Origin of the sequence: Paraburkholderia megapolitana (genome assembly GCF_007556815.1) — a bacterium.
Lineage (GTDB): Bacteria > Pseudomonadota > Gammaproteobacteria > Burkholderiales > Burkholderiaceae > Paraburkholderia > Paraburkholderia megapolitana.
Genome location: NZ_CP041743.1, coordinates 1,489,376 through 1,514,587, shown reverse-complemented (window position 1 = coordinate 1,514,587; position 25,212 = coordinate 1,489,376). Strand labels below are relative to the sequence as shown.

Sequence of the window (25,212 nt, the reverse complement as noted above, 5' to 3'; positions counted from 1 at the left end):
CCTGCGTAAGGTAGAAAAACCGTTCGCCCTCACGCGCACGCCGCCGCACAACCACCGCTTACGTCGCGTACTGCGCAATACCGTTACCGAACGACCAGTTCTCCGTCTGCACTTCGACCAGGTTGATGAACACGTCCTCTTTTCGCACGCCCGGGCTCTCCGCGAGTTCGTCGGCGATGCGGCGGTACAGCGCCTTTTTCTGTTCGACGGTGCGGGTATTGCTCACCGTCAACTGGATCAGCACGAGGTTCTCGCTGTGCTCGATACCGAGGTAGCTCGGCTTGAAAAAGAAGCTGTTTTCGTCGTGTTCGCTGACGACCATGAAGATGTCGTCCTCGGGCACGTTGAAGGTGGCGACCAGCGCGCGCTGAATGCCTTCCGACAAAGCCGCCTTGTAGGCAGCGGATTGGCCAGCGCGTATTGCGATACGAGTGAACGGCATGATGACCTCCTTGGGTCAGAACGATTTCTGGTACCCAGAATAAGCCGTATCATCCATTATTAAAAGATATGACTACCTATTTCAATCATTTTCATTGGAAATGATCATGCTCGATCTCGATGCAGTGCGCGCGTTCGTTCTGGTTGCCGATCTGCACAGCTTCACACGCGCGGCGGATGCGCTCGACACTACGCAATCGGCGGTCAGTCTGAAGCTCAAGCGGCTGGAGACACACCTCGGCAAGCAGCTGGTCGAGCGCACGCCGCGCCTCGTCCGGCTGACCGGCGACGGCGATACGTTCCTCGTTGCTGCACGCGATTTGCTGAGTGCTCACGAGCGGGCGCTCGGTGCACTCGCCGTCGAGCGACGCCGGCTGTCGCTCGGGCTCAGCGAGCACGTCACCGGAGCGGGTCTGCCGGCGCTACTCGCGAAGCTCAACGCATACGATCCCGGTCTGTTGATCGAGCTTCATATGGGCCCCTCGGCTGCGCTGCGGACGCAGTTCGACGAGCGGCGGCTCGATGCGGCGATCGTGCGCCATGATCCCGACGATGCGCTGCGTGACGACGCGCAACTGCTGTTCGGCGAAGCGCTCGGCTGGCTTGCCAGTCCGGACTGGTTGCCGCGCCCCGGCGAACCGCTTCCGCTCGCGCTGCTGGCACCACCCTGCAACGTGCGTGCCGTGGCGCTGAAAACGCTGGACGACGCGGGGATCGGATGGCGTGAAGTGTTCATCGGCGGCGGCATGGTCGCGGTTGGCGCAGCGGTCGCAGCGGGCCTCGCGATTTCGCCGCTCGCACGACGTGTGGCGCCGCGCGGTCTGATCGATGTCAGTGCGCGCCTTGGCTTGCCGGCGCTGCCGGAATCGCGTGTGACGCTCTACACGCGGATCCGCGACCCGCGCTCGATCGAAACGCTGAGGCTGGTGGCGAACAGTCTCGCCGTGCAATGAGCTGCGCGTACGGCTCGTTGATTCGAGGTGCGCACAGAGAAAGCGTGCACCCCAGACCGCGACAGTGTGCGGTTAGCTCAATCGTTCGTTTCGAGCGGAATGACTAGAGGCTAGAGAATCGGCGGCTCGGTGCCCGCACGTCCCGCGGCATTCGTTGCCGGTTGCCGGTTCGCAGTCTGCGATGTGTTGCGCTTCATTGGCGCCGCAGCGATTTTTTTCGATCGCACTGTGGCGCGCGACGTTGCGCCCGTCGAGGCAACGGACTGCTTTGTCTTGCGGCTCGCGTGCACCGTTGCCGACGGCACGTGCGCTTTAGCGGTTCGCACGGCTGGCTTCGTGCGCGGCGCCGCGTGTGACGTTGCATGAACCGCCCCACGATGCTTCGTCGTAGCTGTCGCCGTTGTCGTGGGTTTGGCGATCTTGCGCGCCGCACCGCCGGTCCGCTTTGCTGTCTTCGTCGTTTTGGTTGTTTTCACCGCCTCCGGCGGATTCCACACCTCGGCGTACTGCTGCGCCGCCATCGTCACACAGGAAAAACATCCCACCATGACGGCTACCACTACTGCGCGTACCTGCATCTCCTGCCACTCCTGCGTTCGATTTGTTTTGCGGGTCGCGATTATACCCAGCGCCACAAATCCAAACGTCAAGAAATGTCTCGCCGTGGCCAGCGTTCGCCGCGCACTAGCGAATTGAACACGAGCGCGATCAGCAGTAACGACAGCACGCCGGCCAGCACCGGAAACAACAGGAAGGTGCCCGACGCGCCGCCGCCCAGCATGATGACGAGCGGATCGGCGCCCGCGGGCGGATGAACCGTACGCGTGAGTTGCATCAACGCGATGGCCGCGCCCACGGCGAGCGCCATCTGCCAGAGACCAACACCGGCTAGCCAGAACACCGCTAAGCCGACCGTCGATGCAATCAGATGCCCCCACACCAGATTGCGCGGCTGGGCGAACGCGCTGTCGGGCGCGGCAAACAATAAAACGCTCGATGCGCCGAAAGGCGCGATCAGCAGCGGCGCATCGACCAGTCTGCCGAGCAGGCCGGTCAGGCTGATAGCAAGCGCACCGCCGACAAATCCGCAGATTGCCTGCAACACCGGCGTGCGGGATACGGAACGCGTGATGCGTCCCGTCGCTTCGGAAGGATTCTTCATGTTTTGAATGGGCAGGAGCAGACACGCCGCAGGTTTGCGGCGCGTCTGTATCAGGCGTTAGCTGGAAAAAATCGCACCATGAGCGCGACGAAATTGCCAATCGCTCAAGCAGGCTCAGGCAGTCTTGAACCGCGCCGCTTCTTCAGAACCCGACGTCGCATTACCGGCCGAATACGAGTGCGCACCGACACCGGCCAGTTGCCCGCCATCGACGATCAGATACTCGTCGCGAATCGGCTTGCCGCCAAACCAGCACTCCAGAATCTCGCGCGTACCGGCCGCGTAGCGCGTCTGCGCGGACAGCGTCGTACCCGACGTATGCGGCGTCATGCCCTGATGCGGCATCGTGCGCCACGGATGATCGCGCGGCGCAGGCTGCGGGAACCACACGTCGCCCGCATAACCGGCGAGCTGCCCGCTTTCTAGCGCACGCACGATCGCGTCACGGTCGACGATCTTGCCGCGCGCCGTATTGATGATATAAGCGCCGCGCTTCATCTTCGAGATCATCTGCTCATTGAACAGATGCTCCGTTTCCGGATGCAGCGGACAGTTGATCGTCACGACATCGCACACCTTCGCCATCGATTCGACATCCGGGTGCCACGTCGCGCCCAACTCGCGTTCAACCTGCTCCGGCAAACGGTGGCGGTCCGTGTAATGCAGCTTCACGTCGAACGGCTTGAGGCGGCGCAACACCGCCGCGCCGATCCGGCCGGCAGCGACCGTGCCCACATGCATACCTTCGAGGTCATACGCGCGCTCGACACAATCCGCGATATTCCAGCCGCCCTTCTTGACCCATTCGTGCGACGGCAGATAATTTCTGACTTGCGACAGGATCATCATCACGACATGTTCGGCCACGCTGATGCTGTTGCAGTACGTCACTTCGGCAACGGTAATCTTGCGCTCGATCGCAGCGGCCAGATCGACGTGATCGGAGCCGATGCCGGCGGTCAGCGCGAGCTTGAGCTTCGGCGCTTTCGCGATGCGCTCGGCGGTCAGGTAAGCCGGCCAGAACGGCTGCGAGATCACCACTTCAGCATCGGCGAGTTCGCGCTCGAAGACCGAGTTCGGGCCGTCCTTGTCGGAGGTCACAACCAGCGTGTGACCGTGCGATTCGAGAAACGCGCGCAGGCCGAGTTCGCCAGACACGCTGCCGAGCAGCTCGCCCGGTTTGAAATCGATAGCTTCCGGCGTGGGTGCCGTCTGACCGTCGTGATAACGGTTGATCGTCGGGATGTCGTCGCGTGCGTATTTTTTCGGCATGCCACCGACAGGATCGTCATACAGAACACAAAGAACTTTTGCCACGATGTTTCACTCCGCTCTGACTCAGTCGAGATGCGGCATGTGCTCATGCCGGCCGGTCATCCGACTGCAGTACAACCGACAGACCCAGTGTCGGCGTGCGAGGTGCGGTTGGTCCAATCGTTTGGACGGATCGGTTGATAACTGCGCCTTATCAAACTCGCCGCACGAGCGGCTTCGTCGATTTCGTCATGCGTGCGGCAGCAGTGAATCGAATGTGTGTTGCAGGTCGAGTTGCTCGGCCGCTCGCCACATCGCGGCGGCGAGCGCGGGCATCGACGGCTGATTGCGCGCGATCAGGCCGATCTCGCGGGTCAGTTCGGGAAGCAGCAGCGCTGCGTTCACGCCGTCGTGCGCATCGAGCACGCTGAGCAGGCTGTGCGGCAACACGCTGTGCAACCCCGCGTGCTGGACGTGCGAATACAGCGCGAGCAGCGAGTCTGCTTCGAGCACGACGGATGGTTGCACGCCGCCGCGCCGGAACGCAGCGTTGATCACCTGACGGTTCTGCATCGCATTGCTGAGCAGACACAACGGCAGCGCGCCGACCGCGTCCCAGCGATCCACACCGGCGCATACACCTTCACTCGATCCGGCCGGTGACAACAGCACATAACGCTCGTGATACAACGGCAGCACATCGAAGCCCGCCTGCACGCGATCGTCGAGATACGTAAAACCAATATCGAGTTCGTAGTCGTCGAGCTGACGCAGGATCGCATCGGAGCTGAGCGAGCGCAGCGAATAGCGCATCGCCGGATGCGCGTCGCGACACGCGCCGAGCAGCAAGCTCACCACAGGCATCGTGGTCGGTATCACGCCGATGCGCAGCGTGCCGGTCAGACGAACCTGCGCCGCCGACGCGTCCTGGCGCATGTGATCGAGCGCGGCGAGCGTCTGGCGCGCCCACCCGAGCACGCGCTCGCCGTCTTCAGTGAAGCCGAGAAAGCGCCGGCCGCGCCGCACGATCACGAGTCCCAGTTCGGCTTCGAGATTGCGTATCGCCGACGAAAGCGCCGGCTGCGACACATGACACAGCTCGGCGGCGCGCGCGAAATGCTGCTCGCGCGCGAGCGTCACCAGATAGTCGAGCTGACGGATGAACATGGCGCGCTCCGAAGTGCCGCGATCGGACGAGGGTTAAACGCAGGTCTTCACGCGAGCAGGTCTTCGTAGAACGAGCCGAACGGGCGAGTCGGATGGGCGAGCTGGATTTCGAGTATCCACAGGCCCGCCGACGGACACGCTTCGAAATCACCGAGATTGCCGGCCTTGTAGATGGCGTGCGGAAAATCGCTGATACGGTGACCCTTGATGTCGACGTTGAGCCGCCATCCATGCGCTTCGGCGCGCTGCGCCGCATAGCGGTACAGATCTTTGCCACCGGCGCCGGTGGTACGCCAGTGATGCGCGACTTCGTCGAAGACGACCTTCGCGGCGTCCGCGCAGGCCCGCATCTCCGCATCGTCGCCAGTGACGAACGTCGCACCAGCATCGCCTTCGTGACGATCCCAGACCGCACCGAGATCGACGAAGAAAATATCGTCCTCGCCGAGTTGCGGATCGACGGTGGATGCCTGCTTGAACGTCTTCAGTGTGTTCTCGCCGAAGCGGATCAGGATCGGATGCCAGATGCGGTCCATTCCGAGCTCCGCCAGCACTTCCTTGCACCGTGCGACGGCTTCCGATTCGCGCATGCCGGGCCGGATTTCGCGCGCGACGGCTTCGACTGCTTTCCACGTCATATCGCTCGCATAGCGCATCGATGCCACGGAAAATCCGTCACCGACGGCCTGCTTCGATGCGTTGATTGCATCTTGCTGATTCATTGCTTCGCTCACTGCCATGCTCTCCTGCGGCCCATGCCGCGTTGTGCGTTGAGTCTGAATCGTGTCATGAAAACGGCGCTCGCGTGTGGCTCGACGCCTATGCATTCGCAGACCACCGCTAGGGTCATCGTTATATTCTGTCGTATATTACGCTGTGTGTTTCGATGCAGCAGTGCCAGGGGAAGAGATGTCCAACGACCAGAGCCGTCGTTCAGGCGGATTCGCGGGAAAAATCATGCCGTTGCGGCCGACAGGCGACCGTCGCCGGGCCGACTCGATCCGCGATGTCGTCGATGCGTTCACTCGGCTGCGCGGCAGCGTAGCGCGTTTCATGGAGACACTCGCGCGCAGCCGCGGCGTCGAACTGTTCGTGGACATCAAAGGCTCGCAGCCTTTTCCGGTGTTGCTCTCTTCGCTCAGAAGTCAGGCTGAACAGGCAGACTTTCCGCGTCTGTCCGATCTGAACGCGTTCATCGAACGCGCCGCGCTTGCCGAAGCGTTGCGCGACGTCATCTTCCAGTCCCCCGCCGTCGATCAGTCCGCGCTGCGCGAGGCCGCTGCCGCTCTCGACCGGCTCGACGCCGCGTTCATTGCGCTGTGCATCGGGCACGTGCTCGAGCGCTACGCGCAAAGCGGCGCACCGGCTGCCTCGATGGTCTGAAGCGGTCACCAAGCCCCCCGCCCGCCCCTTTGTTTTGCCTGAAGCACGCCCGGTCACCGGGCGGGAACCCGCGCGGGCGGGAATTTCATGACCAATCGGTATACAGACCTTGCATTAATCCACAAATGGACTAATATCACATAGAAGTTCAATTAAGGACTAAATCATGTCATCTGCCGCCCATGCTTCCGCTTCGCGAGAGCCGCAACGCCGGGCTGTCGCGGAACCGTCCGTCGCGGACATGTCCGCTGCGGGCCTGCGCGCGTTTTTCAACATCGCCCGCGACTGGGATCTGAGCGCCGAAGAACAAATCGTGTTGCTCGGTTCGCCGGGCCGGTCGACGTTCTTCAAATGGAAAGCCATGCCGGAAACCGCGCGGCTCGGCCGCGACACGCTCGAGCGGCTGTCGCTGATGCTCGGCATCTATAAGGCACTGCAAATCCTGCTGCCGCAGCCGCACGCCGCCGATGCCTGGGTCAAGCGTCCCAACAGTGCGCCGCCGTTCGGCGGCCGCCGCGCGCTCGACCGCATGCTGGCCGGCAACCTCAGCGACCTGGTCGCGGTGCGCCAGTACCTTGACGCAATGAGAGGCGGCTGGGCGTGACTGAACCGCACTGGCAGGACCGCTGGCGCACGTCGCCGCTCGCATGGTCGCCCGCGTATCGCGTGATCCCGACGCGCTTCCCGGCAGTGAACCTGTTCGACCGCGTCGCCTCGCCCGAAGACTTCGAAGCGCTCTACAAGCTCGAAGAGATGACCAACGACCGCCTGCGCACCGAAGTCGGCGATCTCGATCTGGTGCCGCGCGAGGAACGCCGTTTCGGCAAGGGCTGGGGGCCGATCATGGCCGCCTTGACTCATTTGAATCCGGGCGGTAGCCGCTTTTCGGACGGCACCTATGGGGTGTTCTACTGCGCGCGCTCCAAAGCCACCGCGATTGCGGAAACGCGCTATCACACGGGCCTGTTTCTCGCCGCGACGCAAGAACCGCCGCTGCGGCAGCAAATGCGCCTCTACACCGTGAGCGCGCACGGCAATGTGGTCGATCTGCGCGATGACCCATCGCTCGATCCCGGCGTGCTTTCCCCGGTCGACTATCTGCCCGGCCAGGCACTCGGTCGCGCGGTGCGCATGGCCGGCGCACCGGGCATTGCTTATCCGTCGGTACGCGATCCGGGCGGCGAATGTCTCGCGGCATTCCGCACGGCGGTGCTGCGCGACTGTCATCACGCCGCGTACCTCGAATACAACTGGAACGGCAGTGCCGTCGACGTGGTGTTCGAGCTGAATCAGGTGGGATAAAGAGGAAGTAAGCCGTCAGGGCAGCGCCAGCGCAGCCGCGCCATCCGCACGCGCGGCTTCAACGGAGACCGACCAGCGATGCGGCTTGCGCGCCTCGACAACGGTCAGCTTGCCGCCTGGCCCGAACGCGCCGGTATCGATGAACACCTGCGCGCCGATCTGCTGCAGCTCGCGCATCGGTGTATGGCCGCAATAGGTCAGCGACAGCCCGGGCTGGCCATGCGTGTCGCGATTGCCCGTCGCGAGTGCGCGGCCCCATAACAATTGATGGCGCTGCTCGTCGGAAAAGTGTTCGGCATCGAGTTGCGCATCCGTGCCGAAAAACTCCGCATGCAGCACATTGAAGCGCGTCGCGCCGCTGCCCACCACGCGCACGAGCGGCAGCGTCCTCAGCCTGCGCGCATGCTGCCGCAGGCGCTCCTCCGGCACCGCGGCCGCCCACTCGCCGCCTATGCCATACCACCACTGGCGCTTCAACCGTCCTTCGGCAACCGCGCACAACGTGTCCTCGTGATTGCCGAGCACCGCATGGAACCACGGCTTGTCGAGCAGCGCGAGCGCTTCCTCCGATTGCGTGCCGCGATCGACCAGGTCGCCAACCGAGAACAACCGGTCGCGTGCGGGATCGAAGGCGATTTCGCGCAGCAGGTAGCGCAGCGCATCCACGCAACCATGCAGATCGCCGACGACGTAATCGCGGCCCTGCGCATTGGCCGGGTGGTGCTGAACGACGGGCGCAGCTGAAATGGCGGAAGGAGTGTGCATAGCAACATCATAGTGCGCCGCAAATCGCCCGTATGCGCGCTCGCCATCTTTTCTGCGCCGGGCAGGTTCTTGTAAGCGCTTGCAAGCCTGCGGGCGGCGCATCCGGCAATCGCTACCGGGTACACGCCGCCCGCGGGGTCATTGTTGCTGTGCGCGCAGCTTCGCGATCTGATCGACGGTCACGGTCGACTGCGGATTGCCGAACTGCCTGGTCACATAGTTGGTGATCGCCGCCACCTGGTCGTCGGTTAGCTGATCGCCGAATGCCGGCATCAGCACGTCGGCCTGTTTCGTCGTGCGGTTCACGCCGTGCAGGATCACCATCGCGAGATTGTTTGCGTCGCTGGCGCCTGCCACGCTGTTATGAACCAGCGATGGGTACGCACCCGGCGCACTCGCGCCGACGCCCTGCCCGGTCCAGTTGTGGCAGGTCGCGCAGTTCGCGATAAACAGCTGTGCGCCGTTCACGCTCGTGATGGTCTGGCCGCGCAATGCGGTGACATCGTCGGCGGGCTTGCCCCACTGGTCGCGCGGCCGCGCTTCGCCGCCGCTCACCGGCGGCACGCTGCGCAGGTACGCAACAATCGCGTGCAGGTCCTCGTCGTTCAGATACTGCGTGCTGTCGGTCACCACCTCGGCCATCGGGCCCGCCGCATTGGCACGGCCCGGTGCGACGCCGGTCGACAGATAGCTGACCAGTTCGTCGTCGCTCCAGTTGCCGATGCCGCTGTTCTTGTCCGGCGTGATATTGAACGCGTGCCAGCCGGCCTGCACCGCTCCCGAGAGGCGATCGCTCGACTTCAGCCCCTGCATGAAATTACGCGGCGTATGACATTCCTCGCAGTGCGCGAGCCCCAGCACCAGATACGCCCCGCGATTCAACTCCGCGCTCTGCTTCGGATCCGGCACGAAGCGCCCTTCGGTGAAATTGACGAGATTCCAGAACGTCATCAACCAGCGCTGATTGAACGGAAATTTCAGGTCGTTGCGCGGCGGCGTGTAATGCACGGGCGCAAGCGTATTCAGATACGCGCGAATTGCGAGCACGTCCTGATCGGTAACCCGCGTGTACTCCACATACGGGAACGCCGGGTACAACCGCTCGCCGCTCTTGCCGATGCCCTCGTGCATCGCGCGCAGGAACTCCGCGTCGCTCCACTGGCCGATGCCGGTATCGGGATCGGGCGTGATGTTCGGCGTATAGATCGTGCCGAACGGCGTGGCGATCGGCAGGCCGCCCGCATACGGACGGCTCTTGTCCGCGGTGTGGCACGCGACGCAGTCGCCCGCGCGCGCGAGGTACTCGCCGCGCTTCACGAGGTCGGGGCCGGCCACCGCGACCGCCTGGTCGGACGACGCATCCTGCGCGATCGCCTGGGTGATCGGCAGTTCGTCCTGATGTTGCGATTGAGGGTCGTGCCACGCATGCCAGGCGAGGTACAACGCGAACAGCGAAAAACCCGCTGCCAGCGTCGCAACCCGCAGGCGGCGGCGTTTTACCTGCATCTGCACGGCGACGTCGCCGGCCGGATGCACGCGAGACGTGGATTTCGTCATGGTGGCTCTCCGTCGGGTCCGGTCAGATTTCACGCTTGAGCTTGTCGGCCAGCTTGAGCGCCAGCGCGCCGATCGTCAGCGTGCAGTTCACCGAAGCGGCCGTGGGCATCACGCTGCTGCTGGCGATGAACAGGTTCGAATGATCGTGCGTGCGGCAATCGCTATCGACCACCGAATCGGCCGCGTCGCTGCCCATGATCGTCGTGCCCATGATGTGATTGTTCGGCGCGAAGGTATCGTCGAAAGCCACCTCGGTACCGCCGAACAGCCCCGCGATCTGCGCATACAGTTCGTGCGTGTTGGCGGCGCTCTTTTTCACGTAGTCGTTGATCGAGTAGTAGATCTCGGGCTGCGGAATACCGAGCGCATCCTTGTGATCGGACGAAGGAATGATGCGATTTTGCGGCTCCGCGAGATGCTCGTGAAAACTGTTGATGTTCAACGTACGTGCGGCTCGGTCGCGGATCTGCCGGTCGAGCTCGGCGCCCGTCACACCGTTTTTCAGCAGCGCGGCCGTGACGCTCATCGTCGGCACACCGTTCGACAAATGCAGTTTCTTCGCCGCGTAGTCGGAGCGGAACGCGCCGTCGCGGAAATTGACGATCGAGGTCATTTCCATCGGTCCGCGTCCGGGCCACAACGGCTCGTTGGCAAGGAACGTCACGCCCGTGCCGGGGTGATCCATCAGGTTGCGACCGACCTGGTCGGAACTGTTGCCGATGCCATGTGGAAATTTGTCGGAGGTCGACATCAGCATCAGCTTCGGCGTTTCGATGCCGTTTGCGGCGAGCACGAACAGCTTGCCGGTCACACGTGTGCTGTTACCGTTCGGGTCCTTGTAGTGGACCGCGGTGATGAGCCCTTTGTTGTCCGCCTCGACCTTGTAGACGACCGCTTCGGCGATCAGCTTCGCACCTGCCTGTTCCGCTTTCTCCGCGTGTACGACGCCGTTGTACATCGCGGCAATCGGACAGATCGGCATGCAGTTGTTGTTGCCGCAGCAGGTCGGCCGAGCATCGTACGGCCGGCTGTTGCGCGCGACCGGCTCGGGCACGACCTTGAAGCCCTGCGGGTTCAGTACGTCCATGAAACGCTGGTCCATGTACGACAGCGGCAGCGCATTCATCGGGTACGGTTTCGAGCGCGGCGAGCCGAGGTCCACCTTCGCATCGGGACCGGACACGCCGAGTTGAACTTCGGCCGCGTAGTACCACGGCTCGAGCGTCTCATACGGATACGGCCAGTCGCGGCCCACACCGTATAGCTTCTTCAACTGGAAATCGGACGGCAGTAGACGCCACGTCGCCGCGGCCCAGTGCCATGTCGTGCCTCCAACAAGCCGCACATATTGCGAGTTATACGGATACTCGCCCTTCTGGATCAGGTAGTTGTTCTCCGGCGAATACTCGGGATGCGGCGCGTACGGTGTCGACGGATACGGCGTCGCGAAGTCGGACTTCGCGGGCGAGTTGCGGAAGTTCTCGACGATCTGCCAGCGCGGAATGCGCGGCCCCGCTTCGAGCACGATCACCGACGCGCCGGCCAGCGCCATCTGATGCGCGACGAGACCGCCCGCCACGCCCGAACCGACGACGACGACGTCGGCGGAAGTTGAATTTGCCATTGTTGCCCTCTCCTGCTGGCTTATCGTTGCTTGCTGAGGTACGCCGTCACGTTCGCCCCAGGCGGCGCACGGCGTGCGAGAGACCGATGCCGTTCAGACACTGGCGGGCTTCTGGGTCCAGTAGAACGGCACGTCGCGGCAATACGACGGGATCGTGAGGACATCCTTCACGGGTTCGAACATCAGGGCTCGCTCATAGGCGACCACCTGCACGTGCGGCATGTCGCCGACGAGTCCGAGGTACCACGCGCGCATGATCGCGCCGATGGTTTTTGCGAGCGCCGGCTGGTCGGTCTGCAAGGCCTGCGTCACGGTATCGGACGGCACGCCCGCGTGACCCTGCAGCCAGGTGTTGAGCGACCCGACGTTCTGCGTGAACTGGCTGTCGGATTTCGCGAGCGCATCGTAGATGCGTTTGCTGAGTACGGGATCGAACGTGGTGTGGCCGGTGAGCCGCTGCGACAAGGCGAGGAATGCGTCGAGGCCGCCGCCCGCAGGCGCATCGGCGAATGCGGGGGAGATGCCGAAGAAGCCGGCTCCGACCTGCACGCCAGGGCGGCCGGCAACCGCGAAAGCGAGCGCCGCGCCTGTCGCGCACGCGCCGAGCATCCATGCCCTGCGGCTGGCGGAATGCGTCGCCGCGTGGCGCGCATCGTTCTCTCTAGCATCTGTCATGGGGGCTCCAGATGATGTTGTATTGTGTCGACCGGTGCTGCACTCACGGCATGCCGCCATGAAAACCGCACCGGCGGTCCGCCCCAAACCAGGTCTTGCTGTGCCGCTATCGCGGTCTCTGTTATATCGTTGCTGCGTACCCACGCCAGCCAGTGTTGCCCAGGCCTTCGAAAGCTCCATGCAAGGCGGCGTGCAAAAAACTATAGCCTCCGCGCAAGGTTTCCACAAATCGCCCGGACCCCGCGAGTAGAATCGCCGCAGCCGGTCCCGCAGCTTTCCTTTCTATCACATGCCCATGAACCTCTATCCGCAAGTGCTCCGCAACCGGCCGCGCATGATGATCGCACTGGCCGTCGGCATCGTCGCTGCGCTGCTCGTGCCGTCGTCGCTGAAACCGATGGTGCGCGTGCTGATCGCGTGGGATGTCACAGTATGGACGTATCTGGTGCTCATGTGGATTCACATGGCCGGTGCGCATCACGACCAGGTGCGCGAATTCGCCATGCGCGACGACGAAAACGCCGGCGTGGTGCTGGTCGTGATCTGCGTCGCGACGGTGGCAAGCATTGCGGCGATCATCCTCGAGCTTTCGGCCGCGAAGGGTAGCAGCAGCGCCTCGAGCGTGCTGCACTCGCTGCTCACCGGTCTCACGCTGATCGGCGCGTGGTTCCTGATCCCGACCATCTTCACGATGCACTACGCGCGGCTCTACTACAGCTCGGGCACGAACGAAACCGCGTTGCAGTTCCCCGATAGCGCGCTCGAGCCGAACTACTGGGACTTCCTGTACTACTCGTTCACGATCGCGGTTGCGTCGCAAACATCGGATGTCGTCCTGCGCTCGCGCTCGATCCGGCGCGCCACGCTCGCGCAATCGATCCTGTCGTTCTATTTCAATGTCGCGGTGCTCGGTCTGTGCGTCAACATCGCTGCGGGGCTGCTCGGTTCGTGAAGGCCGCATGAAGACCACATGACATTCGCAATCCGCGGCCTGTAAAACTCGCCCGCGCGGCGCCGGTTTTACCCACCTCGCTCATCGCACCCCCGGGCGACCATCGTGTTACCCGGCCGCAACCGCTGGCACAGGGTTTGCTGCGGTGCATCCATCCACCGCTCGGGCATTGCGCGGGACATCATCGCTATCGCACTGCCCGCTGCGGACGAGATCGCACGTTGCCGGATACCTTCGCACACGACAGCGTGCCGATCTTTGCGCTACATTGACTAACAGGTGCTCGCGCTAGCCGCTCGCCGCGCGCCCCACGTCATCCGGCTCTGGAAGCCCAATGGGCGGCTGTGATCGCACCTCGCGTGCATCCACGCCGCAGCAGGACGAATCTGGAAACGATCGATGGAAGCTGCTCACGCGTATGCGCCACGGATCTACTTTGTCCACGCTCCCCTCATCGGGCCGCTTGCCGCGTGGCCCGCGCAGTTCGCCCACGCGGCGGCGCTCGGGTTCGATCATCTGCTGATCGGCGGGCTGTTCCAGCCGGGCCGCTCCGGACATGCGTTCGTTACTGCCGATCACGCGCGGCTGCACCCCGTATTTGCCACCGAGCGCCCAGCCGCCGAAGGTCTACGCACACTCGCCGCCGAGGCTCGCGCCCACGGCCTGACGCTGCTCGCCGATCTCGCCGTCGACCGCGTCGCCATTGATAGCGCAGTGTACGCAGCGCATCCCGACTGGTTCCAGCCGCTCGACAGCGAGGCAGCGCGCCTCGATCCGCGCCACGCGCATCGCGATGACAGCGTCGCGTTGTTCGACTTCGCGCGCGACTTCACGCGCAACGATCTGAATGAAGCACCGCTCGTCGACTGGTGGACCCAGACGCTGCTTGCGCTTGCCGACGCGGGTCTCGGCGGCTTTCGTTTCGATTCGCCGCATCGCGTGCCGCGTGCGGTCTGGCAACGGCTGCGCGCCGCAGTCCGCGCGCGGTACCCGGCGCTGCGCTTTCTCGCTGCCACGCCCGGTCTCACACGTACCGATCTCGCCGCGCTCGAAGGCGCGGGCTTCGACAGCGTGTTTTCGTCGGTGCGCTGGTGGGACTTCCGCGCTGCATGGATGACCGACGAGCACGCGGCACTGGTGCCGCTCGGCGGGCCTATCGCCTTCCCCGAAGCGCCATACGACACGCGGCTCGCAGCAGAATTCGCCGGCCGTGACGACGTGGCGCTCGTCGAGCGTGCGTATCGCCGCGCGCTAAATCTCGCCGTCGCGACCGGCACCGGCTGGCTCATGCCGATGGGCTTCGAATACGGTATCGACGAGCCGCTGTCGCTGACCGCGCCGGCGTCGCCTGCGTCACCTGGACATGCGGCGCAGTACGTGGCGCATGCGCGCTTCGATCTGTGCAAGACGATCGCCACGGCCAACGCGTTGCAACGCGACACCTGGCCGCTCAATGCGTCCGGCGAACTGCGCGTGCTGAGCGGCCCAGGCGCCCCTGTCGCGGCGCTGCTGCGCGGCGACACACGCGATCTGCGCAGCGCTAGCGACGCCGTCCTCGTCGTCGTCAATCCCGATCTCACCACATCGGTGCATGTCGAGCCCGCTCGCTTTCTCGACGGCGTGCCAGGCAATTTCACGCGCTTCCAGTCCATCGATACCCCAGCGCGCCACGCACCATTGCCGCTCGGTGCGTTCACGCTCGCGCCGGGCGCCTGTCGGCTATTCGCTGCAATCGCCGAGGCACCGGTGCAGCTCGCACCGCCCGTTGATACAGGCCGCGGCAAGGACAGCGGCAAGAAAACCGTGAACGATGCGCTGACAGCGCCGCGCGTCGTGATCGAAAGCGTGTCGCCCGCGGTGGATGGCGGGCGTTTCCCGGTGAAGCGGGTGGTTGGCGAACGCGTCGAAATTCGCGCGGCGATTTTCGCCGAAGGTCACGACAAGATTGCCGCCGTGGTGCACTGGCGCGCCGTGGGCGGCCCCGGCTGGTACGTGGAGCCAATGACAGTCGCGGCACCCGCCGGCATGGACATGTGGCACGCGCACATCCCACTCGAGCGGCTCGGGCGGCACGAATTCAGAGTAGTCGCATGGCGCGACGACTTCGCTTCGCTAGTCGACCATGTGCAGAAGAAACTCAACGTGGGTCAGCCGGTCGATCTCGAACTCGATGAAGCGAAGCAGTTGTTCGAACGGGTACTCGCGTACCGGGAAACACTGCTGACCGCCTCCTACAGAGGACCAGCCACCGCACAGTACGCCCCCTTCGTCGCACAGTTCGCGCAGGCCGACACGGCCAGACGCCAGGAGATCCTGTTCGCGCCCGAGACGGCCCGTCTGATCGCCACTTCCGGCTACCAGCCGTTTCTCAGCCACGACCCCGTCGTCTACCCGCTCGACGCCGAACGCACCGCCGCCCGCTTTGCCAGCTGGTACGAAATCTTCCCGCGCTCGATGAGCGACGACGAGCAGCGTCACGGCACATTCGCCGACGTGATCGCCAAGCTGCCGCGCATCCGCGACATGGGCTTCGACGTGCTGTATTTCCCGCCGATCCACCCGATCGGTATGGCGAACCGCAAAGGTCGCAACAACACGCTGACCGCGCAACCGGGCGACGTCGGCAGTCCGTATGCGATCGGTGGTGCCGAAGGCGGGCATACGGCCGTGCATCCGGAACTCGGTACGCTCGCCGACTTTCATGCGCTGCTCGGCGCCGCGCGCGAGCACGGCCTCGAAATCGCGCTCGACTTCGCGATCCAGTGTTCGCCCGATCATCCGTGGCTGAAAGAGCATCCGACGTGGTTCGCGTGGCGCCCCGACGGCACGCTGCGCTACGCGGAGAACCCGCCGAAGAAGTATCAGGACATCGTCAACCCCGATTTCTACGCCGACGATGCAAAACCCGATCTATGGCTCGCGTTGCGCGACGTGATCCTGTTCTGGATCGAAGCGGGCGTACGCATCTTCCGCGTCGACAACCCGCATACGAAGCCGCTGCCATTCTGGGAGTGGATGATCGCCGACGTGCGTGGGCGTTACCCAGACACGATCTTCCTCGCGGAAGCGTTCACGCGGCCGCGCATGATGTACCGCCTCGCAAAGCTCGGTTTCTCGCAGTCGTACACGTACTTCACGTGGCGCGAATCGAAGCGCGATTTCATCGAATACCTGAGCGAACTCACGCAGACCGAGCCGCGCGACTTCTACCGGCCGAACTTCTTCGTCAATACGCCGGACATCAACCCGCGGCATCTGCAGTCGTCGGGGCGTGCGGGTTTTCAGATCCGCGCGGCGCTGGCCGCCACGTTGTCGGGGTTATGGGGCGTGTATAGCGGCTTCGAGTTGTGCGAAGCCGCCGCACTACCCAACAGCGAGGAATATCTCGACTCCGAGAAGTATCAGTTGCGCGCGTGGGACTGGAACCGGCCCGGCAATATCGTCACCGACATCACGGCGCTGAACCGCATCCGTCGTGCGAACCCAGCGCTCCATTCGCATCTCGGCGTCACGTTCCTGCCTGCGCATAACGATCACATCCTGTTCTTCGAAAAAGCCACCGAAGCGCGCGACAACGTGCTCGTCGTCGCAATCAATCTCGATCCGTTCAATGAGCAAGGTGCGGACGTCGAGCTATCGCAGGCAACGTTCGAGCGCTGGCGGCTGGACGATCACGGCGCGCTGGAAGTCACCGACGAAATCAGCGGCGCACGTTTCGAATGGCATGGCCGCTGGCAACACGTGCGCCTCGACCCGGGAGCGCGACCGTTTGCGATCTGGCGCATCGCGCCCGCAGGCGGACTGCCGCCTGCCGAACCCGATGCTTCAGGTGCACCCACTCGCCCGCACGCCGCGGACTTCGACTCTCCGAACGAAGGTGCGCAATGACCCGCGAACCACGCGACGATCTTTCCGTCGGGCTGCCCGATGACGACAGCGACATTGGCAGCGACAACGGCAGCGCCGTCGGCACGACAACCCACGGCAGCACAGCCGGCGGCAACGCAAAGCCACGCACCGCGCGCCGCGGCAAACCCTCGCCGCTGTCCGACGATCCGCTCTGGTACAAGGACGCGATCATCTACCAGGTACACGTAAAGTCGTTCTTCGATGCGAACAACGACGGCGTCGGCGATTTTCCCGGTCTGCTCGCGAAGCTCGACTACATCGCGGAACTGGGCGTCAACGTGGTCTGGCTGCTGCCGTTCTATCCGTCGCCGCGCCGCGACGACGGTTACGACATCGCCGACTATCGCGGCGTGCATCCGGACTACGGTCAGCTCGCCGACGTGCGCCACTTCATCCAGGAAGCGCATGCGCGCGGCATCCGCGTGATCACCGAGCTGGTCATCAACCATACGTCGGACCAGCATCCGTGGTTCCAGCGCGCACGGCGCGCCAAACCCGGCTCGAATTACCGCAACTACTACGTGTGGTCCGATACCGACAAGAAGTACGAAGAGACCCGCATCATCTTCATCGATACCGAGCCGTCGAACTGGACCTACGACCCGGTAGCAGGCGCGTACTACTGGCATCGCTTCTATTCGCACCAGCCCGATCTGAACTTCGACAACCCCGCCGTGCTGCGCGAGGTGCTACAGGTGATGCGCTTCTGGCTCGATATGGGTATCGACGGACTGCGGCTCGACGCGGTGCCGTATCTGGTCGAACGCGAAGGCACGAACAACGAGAACCTGCCGGAAACACATGCGGTACTGAAGAAGATCCGCGCGACAATCGATGCCGAGTATCCGAACCGCATGCTGCTCGCCGAAGCGAACCAGTGGCCGGAAGACGTGCAGGAGTATTTCGGCAACGAAGACGAATGCCACATGGCGTTCCACTTTCCGCTAATGCCGCGCATCTACATGGCGATCGCGAGCGAGGACCGCTTCCCGATCATCGACATCATGAAGCAGACGCCGGATCTGCTACCCACCTGCCAGTGGGCGATCTTCCTGCGCAATCACGATGAACTGACGCTCGAAATGGTCACCGATTCCGAGCGCGACTACCTGTGGAACACCTATGCAAGCGACCGTCGCGCGCGCCTGAATCTCGGCATCCGCCGCCGGCTCGCCCCGCTGATGGAGCGCGACCGCCGCCGCATCGAGCTGATCAACTCGCTGCTGCTGTCGATGCCCGGCACGCCGGTCATCTACTACGGCGACGAACTCGGGATGGGCGACAACATCCACCTCGGCGACCGCGACGGTGTGCGTACGCCGATGCAGTGGTCGTCGGATCGCAACGGCGGTTTCTCGCGCGCCGATCCCGAGCAGCTCGTGTTGCCGCCGGTGATGGGCGCGCTGTACGGCTTCGATGCGGTCAATGTCGAAGCGCAGAGTCGCGATCCGCATTCGCTGCTGAACTGGACCCGGCGCATGCTTGCCACGCGCCGCGCGAAACACTCGTTTGGGCGCGGCAGCATCCGCTTCCTGCGACCGGACAATCGCAAGATTCTCGCGTATGTGCGCGAAATGCCCGGCGAAGCGCCAATCCTCTGTGTCGCCAATCTGTCGCGCGCGCCGCAGGCGGTCGAACTCGACCTGTCCGAATTCGCCGGCGCGGTGCCGATCGAGATGACCGCAGATTCGGTGTTCCCCGCGATCGGCCAGCTCACCTATCTGCTGACGTTCCCGCCGTACGGCTTCCTGTGGTTCCTGCTCTGCGAAGGCGGCGCGCGGCCCACGTGGAGCCAGCCGGCCTCCGAGCCGCTGCCCGAATTCGTCACCATCGTGATCCGCGAAGGTCAGGCTGGGCCAACACCGGAAAACGTGCGGCTGCTCGAATCCGAGGTACTGCCTTCGTGGTTGAGCCGGCGCCGCTGGTTTGCATCGAAGGACCAGAAGCTGAACGCCGTGCGCCTTGCCGCGCTCACAACCATTCCGAACGGCGGCTTCGCATTCACCGAGATCGAGGCGGACGTCGGCGATCACACCGAGCGCTATGTCGTGCCGATCGCGATCTCGTGGGGCGCCGATACTACGACGCCGCTCTTCATGCAGCTCGCGCTTGCTCGCGTGCGCCGCAACCGTACGATTGGTCACCTGACCGATGCGTTCTCGCTGCCGCTGTTCGCGCATGGCGTGCTGCGCAAATTGCGCGAGCGCGCGGTTGTGCCGACCGTGCAGAAAAGCGAAATCTGCTTTGTACCGACCGACCGCTTCGATGAACTCACGCTCGAAGAGCGACCCGAGATTCGCTGGCTCGCGGCCGAGCAAAGCAACAGCTCGCTCGTGATCGCCGACGTCGCCGTGCTGAAGCTTGTGCGGCGGCTGCTGGACGGTGTGCATCCCGAAGCGGAGATGAGCCGCTATCTGACCCAGCTCGGCTACGCGAACACCGCGCCGCTCTACGGCGAAGTGGTACGTGTCGATCCGGCCGGTGTACCGCACACGCTTGCCATCCTGCAAGGCTTCATCGACAACCAGGGCGATGCGTGGAACTGGGCGCTCGACTATCTGCGCCGCGCGATCGACGAACTCGCGCACGTCGGCGATTCGCACGACCAGGCGCCGGATCGCACGCACGACGAAGAGGACGCGACAGCCGGCTACAGTGCGCTGGCCGGTGTCATCGGCAAACGGCTCGGCGAACTGCACGTCGCACTCGCGTCGCCGTGCGACGACCCCGCGTTCGCGCCCGAGCCCGCGGATGCCGCGCAGATCCGCGCGTGGATCGACGGTACACAGTCGATGCTCGCTTCGGCGCTCGACGTGCTCGCAAGACAGCTCAACCACCTGAACGACGACACGCTCGATCTCGCGCGCGCCCTGCTCGATCGCCGTGCCGCACTGAGCGACGCGGTCGGGCGTCTGGTGAGCGCCGATGCGGGCGCGTTACGCACACGCATCCACGGCGACTTTCATCTGGGCCAGGTGCTGGTCGCGCAGGGCGATGCGTTCCTGATCGACTTCGAGGGCGAGCCAGCCCGCACGCTTGCCGAGCGGCGTATGAAGTCGAGCCCGTTGCGCGACGTGGCCGGGCTGTTGCGCTCGCTGTCGTATGCAAGCGCCGCCGCGCAATCGACCACGGAAAGCGCGCCGCAACAGACCGCCGAGCGCAAGCGCGCGCTGTTCGAGCGCTTCCGCGCCAGTGCCGCCGAACGTTTTCTCGACGAATACCGCATCGCCGTCGCAGCAGCCGCGCAGCCGCTAGTCGCCGCGACGAGCGAGCAAGCGCTGCTCGATCTGTTCCTGATCGAGAAAGCGGCCTACGAAATCCGCTACGAAGCGGCCAACCGGCCGACCTGGATCGGCTTACCGGTGCGCGGACTCGCGGCACTGGCAAGCCGCCTGCTCGGCGAGCCCCTGCATGCACCCGATGCGGCACCATCCGTGTCCGAAGGCGACCATGACTGACCATAACGATCGACAGACTGCAGCAGGTCTGCCTGCCATCGACATCGACGCACTCGTCGAAGCGCGCCACCCCGATCCGTTTGCACAGCTCGGGCCGCATCGCACAGAAGCGGGCACTGTCGTAGTGCGCGCGCTGCTGCCGAATGCGGCAGGTGTGAGCGTCGTCGCGCGCGATGACGGCAAACTGCTCGGCGAGTTGCAGTCGCTGCATCCTGGCGGTCTCTTTGCCGGCGTGATCGAAAGCGATGTGCCGTACAAGCTGCGTATCGACTGGCATGGCACGGTGCAGGAGGTCGAAGACGCTTATGCATTTCCGCCAGTGCTGCCTGACGAACCATTGCGGCGTGTCGCACAGGGCGATCCGTATGCGGTGCTCGAATGTCTGGGCTCGCGACCGCTCGTTGTCGACGGTGTGCCCGGCGTGCGCTTCGCGGTATGGGCACCGAATGCGCGACGTGTGTCGGTGGTGGGCGATTTCAATGCCTGGGACGGACGACGTCATCCGATGCGCGTTCGTCACGAGGCCGGTGTGTGGGAGCTGTTCGTACCGCGCATCGGTGCGGGTGCGCGCTACAAGTACGAGATCCTCGCGCGCGACGGCCATGCGTTACCACTGAAGGCAGATCCGTGTGCGATGCAGACCGAACGGCCACCCGCGACTGCATCGGTGGTGGCGGATGTCGATGCGATCGAACGTTTCGCGTGGACCGATAGCGTGTGGATGCAATCGCGTGGCGAGCGCCAGACCGAAAACCAACCGTTGTCGATCTACGAAGTCCACGCGGAGTCGTGGCTACGCGTCGATGAAGGCGGCCAGCGCAATCTCGACTGGGACGAACTCGCAGACCGGCTGATTCCCTATGTGAAGGAAATGGGTTTCACCCATGTCGAGTTCATGCCGATCGCCGAGCATCCGTTCGGCGGTTCGTGGGGTTATCAGCCGCTGTCGCAGTTCGCGCCGTCCGCGCGTTTCGGCGCGCCGCAGCGCTTCGCGCATTTTGTCGATCGCGCGCACGAAGCGGGGCTCGGCGTGATCCTCGACTGGGTGCCCGCGCATTTTCCCAACGATGCGCACGGTCTGGTCGAGTTCGACGGTACGCCGCTTTACGAGCACACCGATCCGCGCGAGGGTTATCACCCGGACTGGAACACGATGATCTACAACCTCGGCCGCAACGAGGTGAGCGCATTTCTGATCGCTTCGGCGTTGGCGTGGCTGAGGCGCTATCACGTCGATGGACTGCGTGTCGACGCGGTGGCCTCGATGTTGTATCGCGACTATTCGCGTGCGGCCGGCGAGTGGGTGCCGAATATCTACGGCGGCCGCGAGAATCTCGAATCGATTGCGTTTCTTAAGCGGCTGAATCATGAGGTCGCTTATGTGCCAGAGGTGCGTGGTGCGATCACGATCGCCGAGGAATCGACTGCGTGGCCCGGTGTGACCGCGCGCATCGAGGACGGCGGCCTCGGCTTCCAGTTCAAGTGGAACATGGGCTGGATGCACGACACGCTGCACTACCTGCACGAAGATCCGATCCATCGCCGCTACCATCATCACAACATGACGTTCGGCATGGTGTACGCGTATTCCGAACGCTTCGTGTTGCCGCTTTCACACGACGAAGTCGTACACGGCAAAGGCTCGCTGCTCGGCAAGATGCCCGGCGACCGCTGGCAGCGCTTCGCGAATCTGCGTGCGTATTTCGGGTTCATGTGGGCACATCCGGGCAAGAAGCTGATGTTCATGGGCGGCGAATTCGCCCAGATGGCGGAGTTCGATCACGACGCCTCGCCGCACTGGCATCTGCTTGACGATCCGCTCCATCACGGTGTGCAGAAACTCGTGCGCGACCTGAACCGGCTATATGCGGAAGAACCGGCGCTGCATGCGCTCGATAGTGATCCTGCCGGCTTCGGCTGGCTGATCGGCGACGACGCCGACAACAGCGTGTTCGCGTTTCGTCGCACCGACGGGCGTGGGCGCGAAGTCATCGCGATCAGCAACTTCACACCGGTGCCACGCATCGGCTATCGGCTCGGCATGCCGCGCGCGGGACGCTGGGTCGAGGTGCTGAACACCGATGCGAGCTTCTACGGCGGCTCGAACGTCGGCAATGGCGGGTTGATTCACACGGAGGACATTGCAAGTCACGGCAGGCCGCAATCGGCTGCACTGGTCTTGCCGCCGCTCGCGACTATTGTGCTGCGGGCCGATTGAAGGATTGAAGAACAACGTGCTGTCTGGCATGTCGCAGCGCGTGAATGACAACAGGGCGAACAGAACAACTGATGAGAAAAACCGGAACGGGATTCATGTCGCACGTTTTGCCCGATCGACTTGCGCCGGGCGTGCCTTATCCACTCGGCGCGAGTTGGGACGGCCTCGGCGTGAACTTCGCCGTGTTCTCCGCGAACGCGGAGAAGATCGAGTTGTGCCTGTTCGACCCGACCGGCCGCAAGGAGCTCGCGCGACTCGCGCTGCCCGAGTGCACCGACGAGGTCTGGCACGGCTATCTGCCGAACGCGCATCCGGGCACCGTATACGGCTTTCGCGCTCACGGCCCGTATCAACCGCAGCATGGCCATCGCTTCAATCCGCACAAGCTGCTGCTCGACCCGTACGCACGCAAGCTGGTCGGCCAGTTCCGCTGGTCCGACGCGCTGTTCGGTTACCGCATGCATTCGAACCGGCTCGATCTGTCGATCGACCGGCGCGATTCGGCGCCTGCCATGCCGAAGTGCGTCGTCGTCGACGAAGCGTTCGACTGGTCGCACGACACGCGTCCGAACGTGCCGTGGGGCGAAACCGTGATCTACGAAACGCATGTGCGCGGCACGTCGATGCGGCGGCACGATCTGCGCGCCCATGAGCGCGGCACGTTCTCCGCGCTCTCGTCGCCGGACTTCATCGATCATCTGCGCAAGCTCGGCGTCACTGCGGTCGAACTGCTGCCCGTGCACGCGTTCCTGAACGACCGCTTTCTGGTCGAGCGCGACCTGCGCAACTACTGGGGCTACAACACGGCTGCGTTCTTCGCGCCGGAACCGTCGTACCTGTCGACGCACCGTCTCGACGAAATGCGCATCGCCATACGTCAGTTGCACGCGGCCGGCATCGAAGTGATTCTCGACGTCGTGTACAACCACACGTGCGAAGGCGGCGAAATGGGACCGACCATCTCGTGGCGCGGCCTCGACAACGCGAGCTACTACCGGCTGATACCCGGCGACGAGCGGCACCACATCAACGATACCGGCTGCGGCAACACGTTGAACGTGCCTCATCCGCGCGTGCTGCAGATGATCACCGACTCGCTGCGTTACTGGGCCACGGCGTTCAACATCGATGGTTTCCGTTTCGATCTCGGTGTGACGCTTGGTCGCGAGCACACAGGTTTCGATCCGGGTTCGGGTTTCTTCGACGCGTTACGCCAGGACCCTGTGCTCGCACAACGCAAGCTGATCTCCGAGCCGTGGGACATCGGCCCTGGCGGCTATCAACTCGGCAACCATCCGCCAGGCTTCGGCGAATGGAACGATCGCTATCGCGACACCGTGCGACGCTTCTGGCGCGGCGATGCAGGGTTGCGGCCCGATCTGGCAGCTCGTCTGACAGGATCCGCGGATCTGTTCAACCGGCGTCATCGCAAGCCATGGGCGTCCGTGAACTACGTCGCCTCGCACGACGGCTACACGCTCGCCGATCTCGTGTCGTACGAGCAGAAACACAACGAGATCAACGGCGAGAACAACAACGACGGCCACAACGAGAATTGCAGTTCGAACTGGGGTGCTGAAGGTCCGAGCGACGATCCGGCAATCGTCGCCACGCGTGCCCGTGTCGCGCGTTCGCTGCTGGCCACGCTGTTCGTCTCACTCGGCACGCCCATGCTGCTGGCCGGCGACGAAAGCGGTCGCACGCAGCAAGGCAACAACAACGCGTACTGCCAGGATAACGATATTTCGTGGATCGACTGGGAGCGTGCAGCGACCGACGACGGGCGACGCATGACTGCCTTCGTCGCGCGGCTGATCGCATTGCGCAAGCAACATCCGCTGCTGCGCGAAACCCGCTTCCTGTTCGGCGACCGCGAGGTGCTGCCGGGAGTACATGACATCGGCTGGTTCGACGAACGCGGCGAACCGCTCTCCACCGAAGCGTGGCAGGACCCCGAAGGACGCGCGCTGACATTGCGCCGCGCCGGTCCGGGACGCGATGGAGAAACGGAAGTATTGTTGATGATGCTGAACGCGTCGGCCAATACGCTGCAGTTCACGCCGCCCGCGCCGCAGCTGGAATGGCACGTGCTGCTCGATACGGCACAGTCCGAAGTGGCACCGTATGCGCTCGCCACGCCTCAGTTGTCGATCGAAGCGCATGGTTTCGCGCTGCTGGCCGCACAACCGACAGGCACAGCGGACTGGTTCGCCGCATGGCGCGCCGCCGAACGCGTGCTGGCGACGCCGCCTGCCGAGCCGACTGTCGAACCGGCCGGAATCGTGGACAGTACGACACTGGATGAAGTCAGCGGAATCGACGAAGTTGACGAAAGCGACGAAGATCCGCCGCAAGCTTGACGATGCGGTGGCATTCAACCGAAGGGTTACGA

The 25,212-nt window shown here is 63.9% G+C and carries 19 protein-coding genes; 9 read left to right on the top strand and 10 right to left on the bottom strand.

The features are described from left to right. Positions 1-58 precede the first annotated feature (58 nt). Complete coding sequence (locus tag FNZ07_RS06360; protein WP_091012628.1) at positions 59-442, bottom strand: tautomerase family protein; 384 nt, start codon at positions 440-442, stop codon at positions 59-61. 100 nt (positions 443-542) lie between these two features. Here FNZ07_RS06360 and FNZ07_RS06355 point away from each other — a divergent pair, with 100 nt between their 5' ends. Then, entirely contained in the window at positions 543-1,394 is an 852-nt protein-coding gene (locus FNZ07_RS06355; protein ID WP_091012625.1) for a LysR family transcriptional regulator, read from the top strand. Positions 1,395-1,504: 110 nt separating this feature from the next. On the opposite strand, the gene FNZ07_RS06350 is transcribed toward FNZ07_RS06355, so the two are convergent. From FNZ07_RS06350 to FNZ07_RS06330, 5 genes are all read right to left on the bottom strand, one after another. Beyond that, entirely contained in the window at positions 1,505-1,972 is a 468-nt protein-coding gene (locus FNZ07_RS06350; protein WP_143098084.1) for a hypothetical protein, read from the bottom strand. Between the two features lie 68 nt (positions 1,973-2,040). Beyond that, entirely contained in the window at positions 2,041-2,556 is a 516-nt protein-coding gene (locus tag FNZ07_RS06345) for an HPP family protein (protein ID WP_091012619.1), read from the bottom strand. 114 nt (positions 2,557-2,670) lie between these two features. Beyond that, the gene (locus tag FNZ07_RS06340; protein WP_091012618.1) at positions 2,671-3,873 is read right to left on the bottom strand and encodes an NAD-dependent formate dehydrogenase; all 1,203 of its coding nucleotides are present in this window, start codon (positions 3,871-3,873) and stop codon (positions 2,671-2,673) included. Between the two features lie 186 nt (positions 3,874-4,059). Then, positions 4,060-4,977: a LysR family transcriptional regulator gene (locus FNZ07_RS06335; RefSeq protein WP_091012616.1), complete on the bottom strand. Its 918-nt coding sequence runs from the start codon at positions 4,975-4,977 to the stop codon at positions 4,060-4,062. A 47-nt stretch (positions 4,978-5,024) separates the two neighbouring features. After that, a complete protein-coding gene (locus tag FNZ07_RS06330; protein WP_177228283.1) occupies positions 5,025-5,699 on the bottom strand; it encodes a M24 family metallopeptidase in 675 nt (224 codons plus the stop codon). A 187-nt stretch (positions 5,700-5,886) separates the two neighbouring features. On the opposite strand from FNZ07_RS06330, the gene FNZ07_RS06325 reads away from it, so the two are divergent. The 3 genes from FNZ07_RS06325 to FNZ07_RS06315 all read left to right on the top strand — a co-directional run bounded on the left by FNZ07_RS06325 (position 5,887) and on the right by FNZ07_RS06315 (position 7,662). Next, positions 5,887-6,360, top strand: coding sequence for a hypothetical protein (locus FNZ07_RS06325; protein ID WP_143098083.1), 474 nt, complete (start codon positions 5,887-5,889; stop codon positions 6,358-6,360). 166 nt (positions 6,361-6,526) lie between these two features. Continuing rightward, complete coding sequence (locus FNZ07_RS06320; protein WP_091012611.1) at positions 6,527-6,964, top strand: MbcA/ParS/Xre antitoxin family protein; 438 nt, start codon at positions 6,527-6,529, stop codon at positions 6,962-6,964. Next, positions 6,961-7,662 (top strand): RES family NAD+ phosphorylase, encoded by a 702-nt coding sequence (locus FNZ07_RS06315; protein WP_091012608.1) that lies wholly within the window; start codon positions 6,961-6,963, stop codon positions 7,660-7,662. The genes FNZ07_RS06320 and FNZ07_RS06315 overlap by 4 nt, the downstream gene beginning before the upstream one ends. Before the next feature lie 15 nt (positions 7,663-7,677). Here FNZ07_RS06315 and FNZ07_RS06310 read toward each other — a convergent pair whose 3' ends face one another. From FNZ07_RS06310 to FNZ07_RS06295, 4 genes are all read right to left on the bottom strand, one after another. After that, positions 7,678-8,409 (bottom strand): metallophosphoesterase, encoded by a 732-nt coding sequence (locus tag FNZ07_RS06310; RefSeq protein WP_407670676.1) that lies wholly within the window; start codon positions 8,407-8,409, stop codon positions 7,678-7,680. 156 nt (positions 8,410-8,565) lie between these two features. Next, positions 8,566-9,984: a cytochrome c gene (locus tag FNZ07_RS06305; protein WP_091012604.1), complete on the bottom strand. Its 1,419-nt coding sequence runs from the start codon at positions 9,982-9,984 to the stop codon at positions 8,566-8,568. Between the two features lie 22 nt (positions 9,985-10,006). Beyond that, positions 10,007-11,608 (bottom strand): GMC family oxidoreductase, encoded by a 1,602-nt coding sequence (locus FNZ07_RS06300; RefSeq protein ID WP_091012601.1) that lies wholly within the window; start codon positions 11,606-11,608, stop codon positions 10,007-10,009. 93 nt (positions 11,609-11,701) lie between these two features. Beyond that, positions 11,702-12,283: a sugar dehydrogenase complex small subunit gene (locus tag FNZ07_RS06295; RefSeq protein ID WP_091012599.1), complete on the bottom strand. Its 582-nt coding sequence runs from the start codon at positions 12,281-12,283 to the stop codon at positions 11,702-11,704. A gap of 289 nt (positions 12,284-12,572) precedes the next feature. On the opposite strand from FNZ07_RS06295, the gene FNZ07_RS06290 reads away from it, so the two are divergent. The 5 genes from FNZ07_RS06290 (at position 12,573) to glgX (ending at position 25,180) form a co-directional block, all read left to right on the top strand. Continuing rightward, the gene (locus tag FNZ07_RS06290; RefSeq protein WP_091012596.1) at positions 12,573-13,235 is read left to right on the top strand and encodes a DUF1345 domain-containing protein; all 663 of its coding nucleotides are present in this window, start codon (positions 12,573-12,575) and stop codon (positions 13,233-13,235) included. A 399-nt stretch (positions 13,236-13,634) separates the two neighbouring features. Beyond that, positions 13,635-17,123, top strand: a complete 3,489-nt coding sequence (locus FNZ07_RS06285) for a maltotransferase domain-containing protein (RefSeq protein WP_091012594.1) — start codon at positions 13,635-13,637, stop codon at positions 17,121-17,123. Continuing rightward, a complete protein-coding gene (treS, locus tag FNZ07_RS06280; RefSeq protein ID WP_091012592.1) occupies positions 17,120-20,602 on the top strand; it encodes a maltose alpha-D-glucosyltransferase in 3,483 nt (1,160 codons plus the stop codon). The genes FNZ07_RS06285 and treS overlap by 4 nt, the downstream gene beginning before the upstream one ends. Beyond that, a complete protein-coding gene (gene glgB / locus FNZ07_RS06275) occupies positions 20,595-22,820 on the top strand; it encodes a 1,4-alpha-glucan branching protein GlgB (protein ID WP_091012589.1) in 2,226 nt (741 codons plus the stop codon). Before treS ends, glgB begins: the two co-directional genes overlap by 8 nt. Positions 22,821-22,915: 95 nt before the next feature. After that, the gene (gene glgX / locus FNZ07_RS06270; protein WP_091012587.1) at positions 22,916-25,180 is read left to right on the top strand and encodes a glycogen debranching protein GlgX; all 2,265 of its coding nucleotides are present in this window, start codon (positions 22,916-22,918) and stop codon (positions 25,178-25,180) included. Positions 25,181-25,212 lie beyond the last annotated feature (32 nt).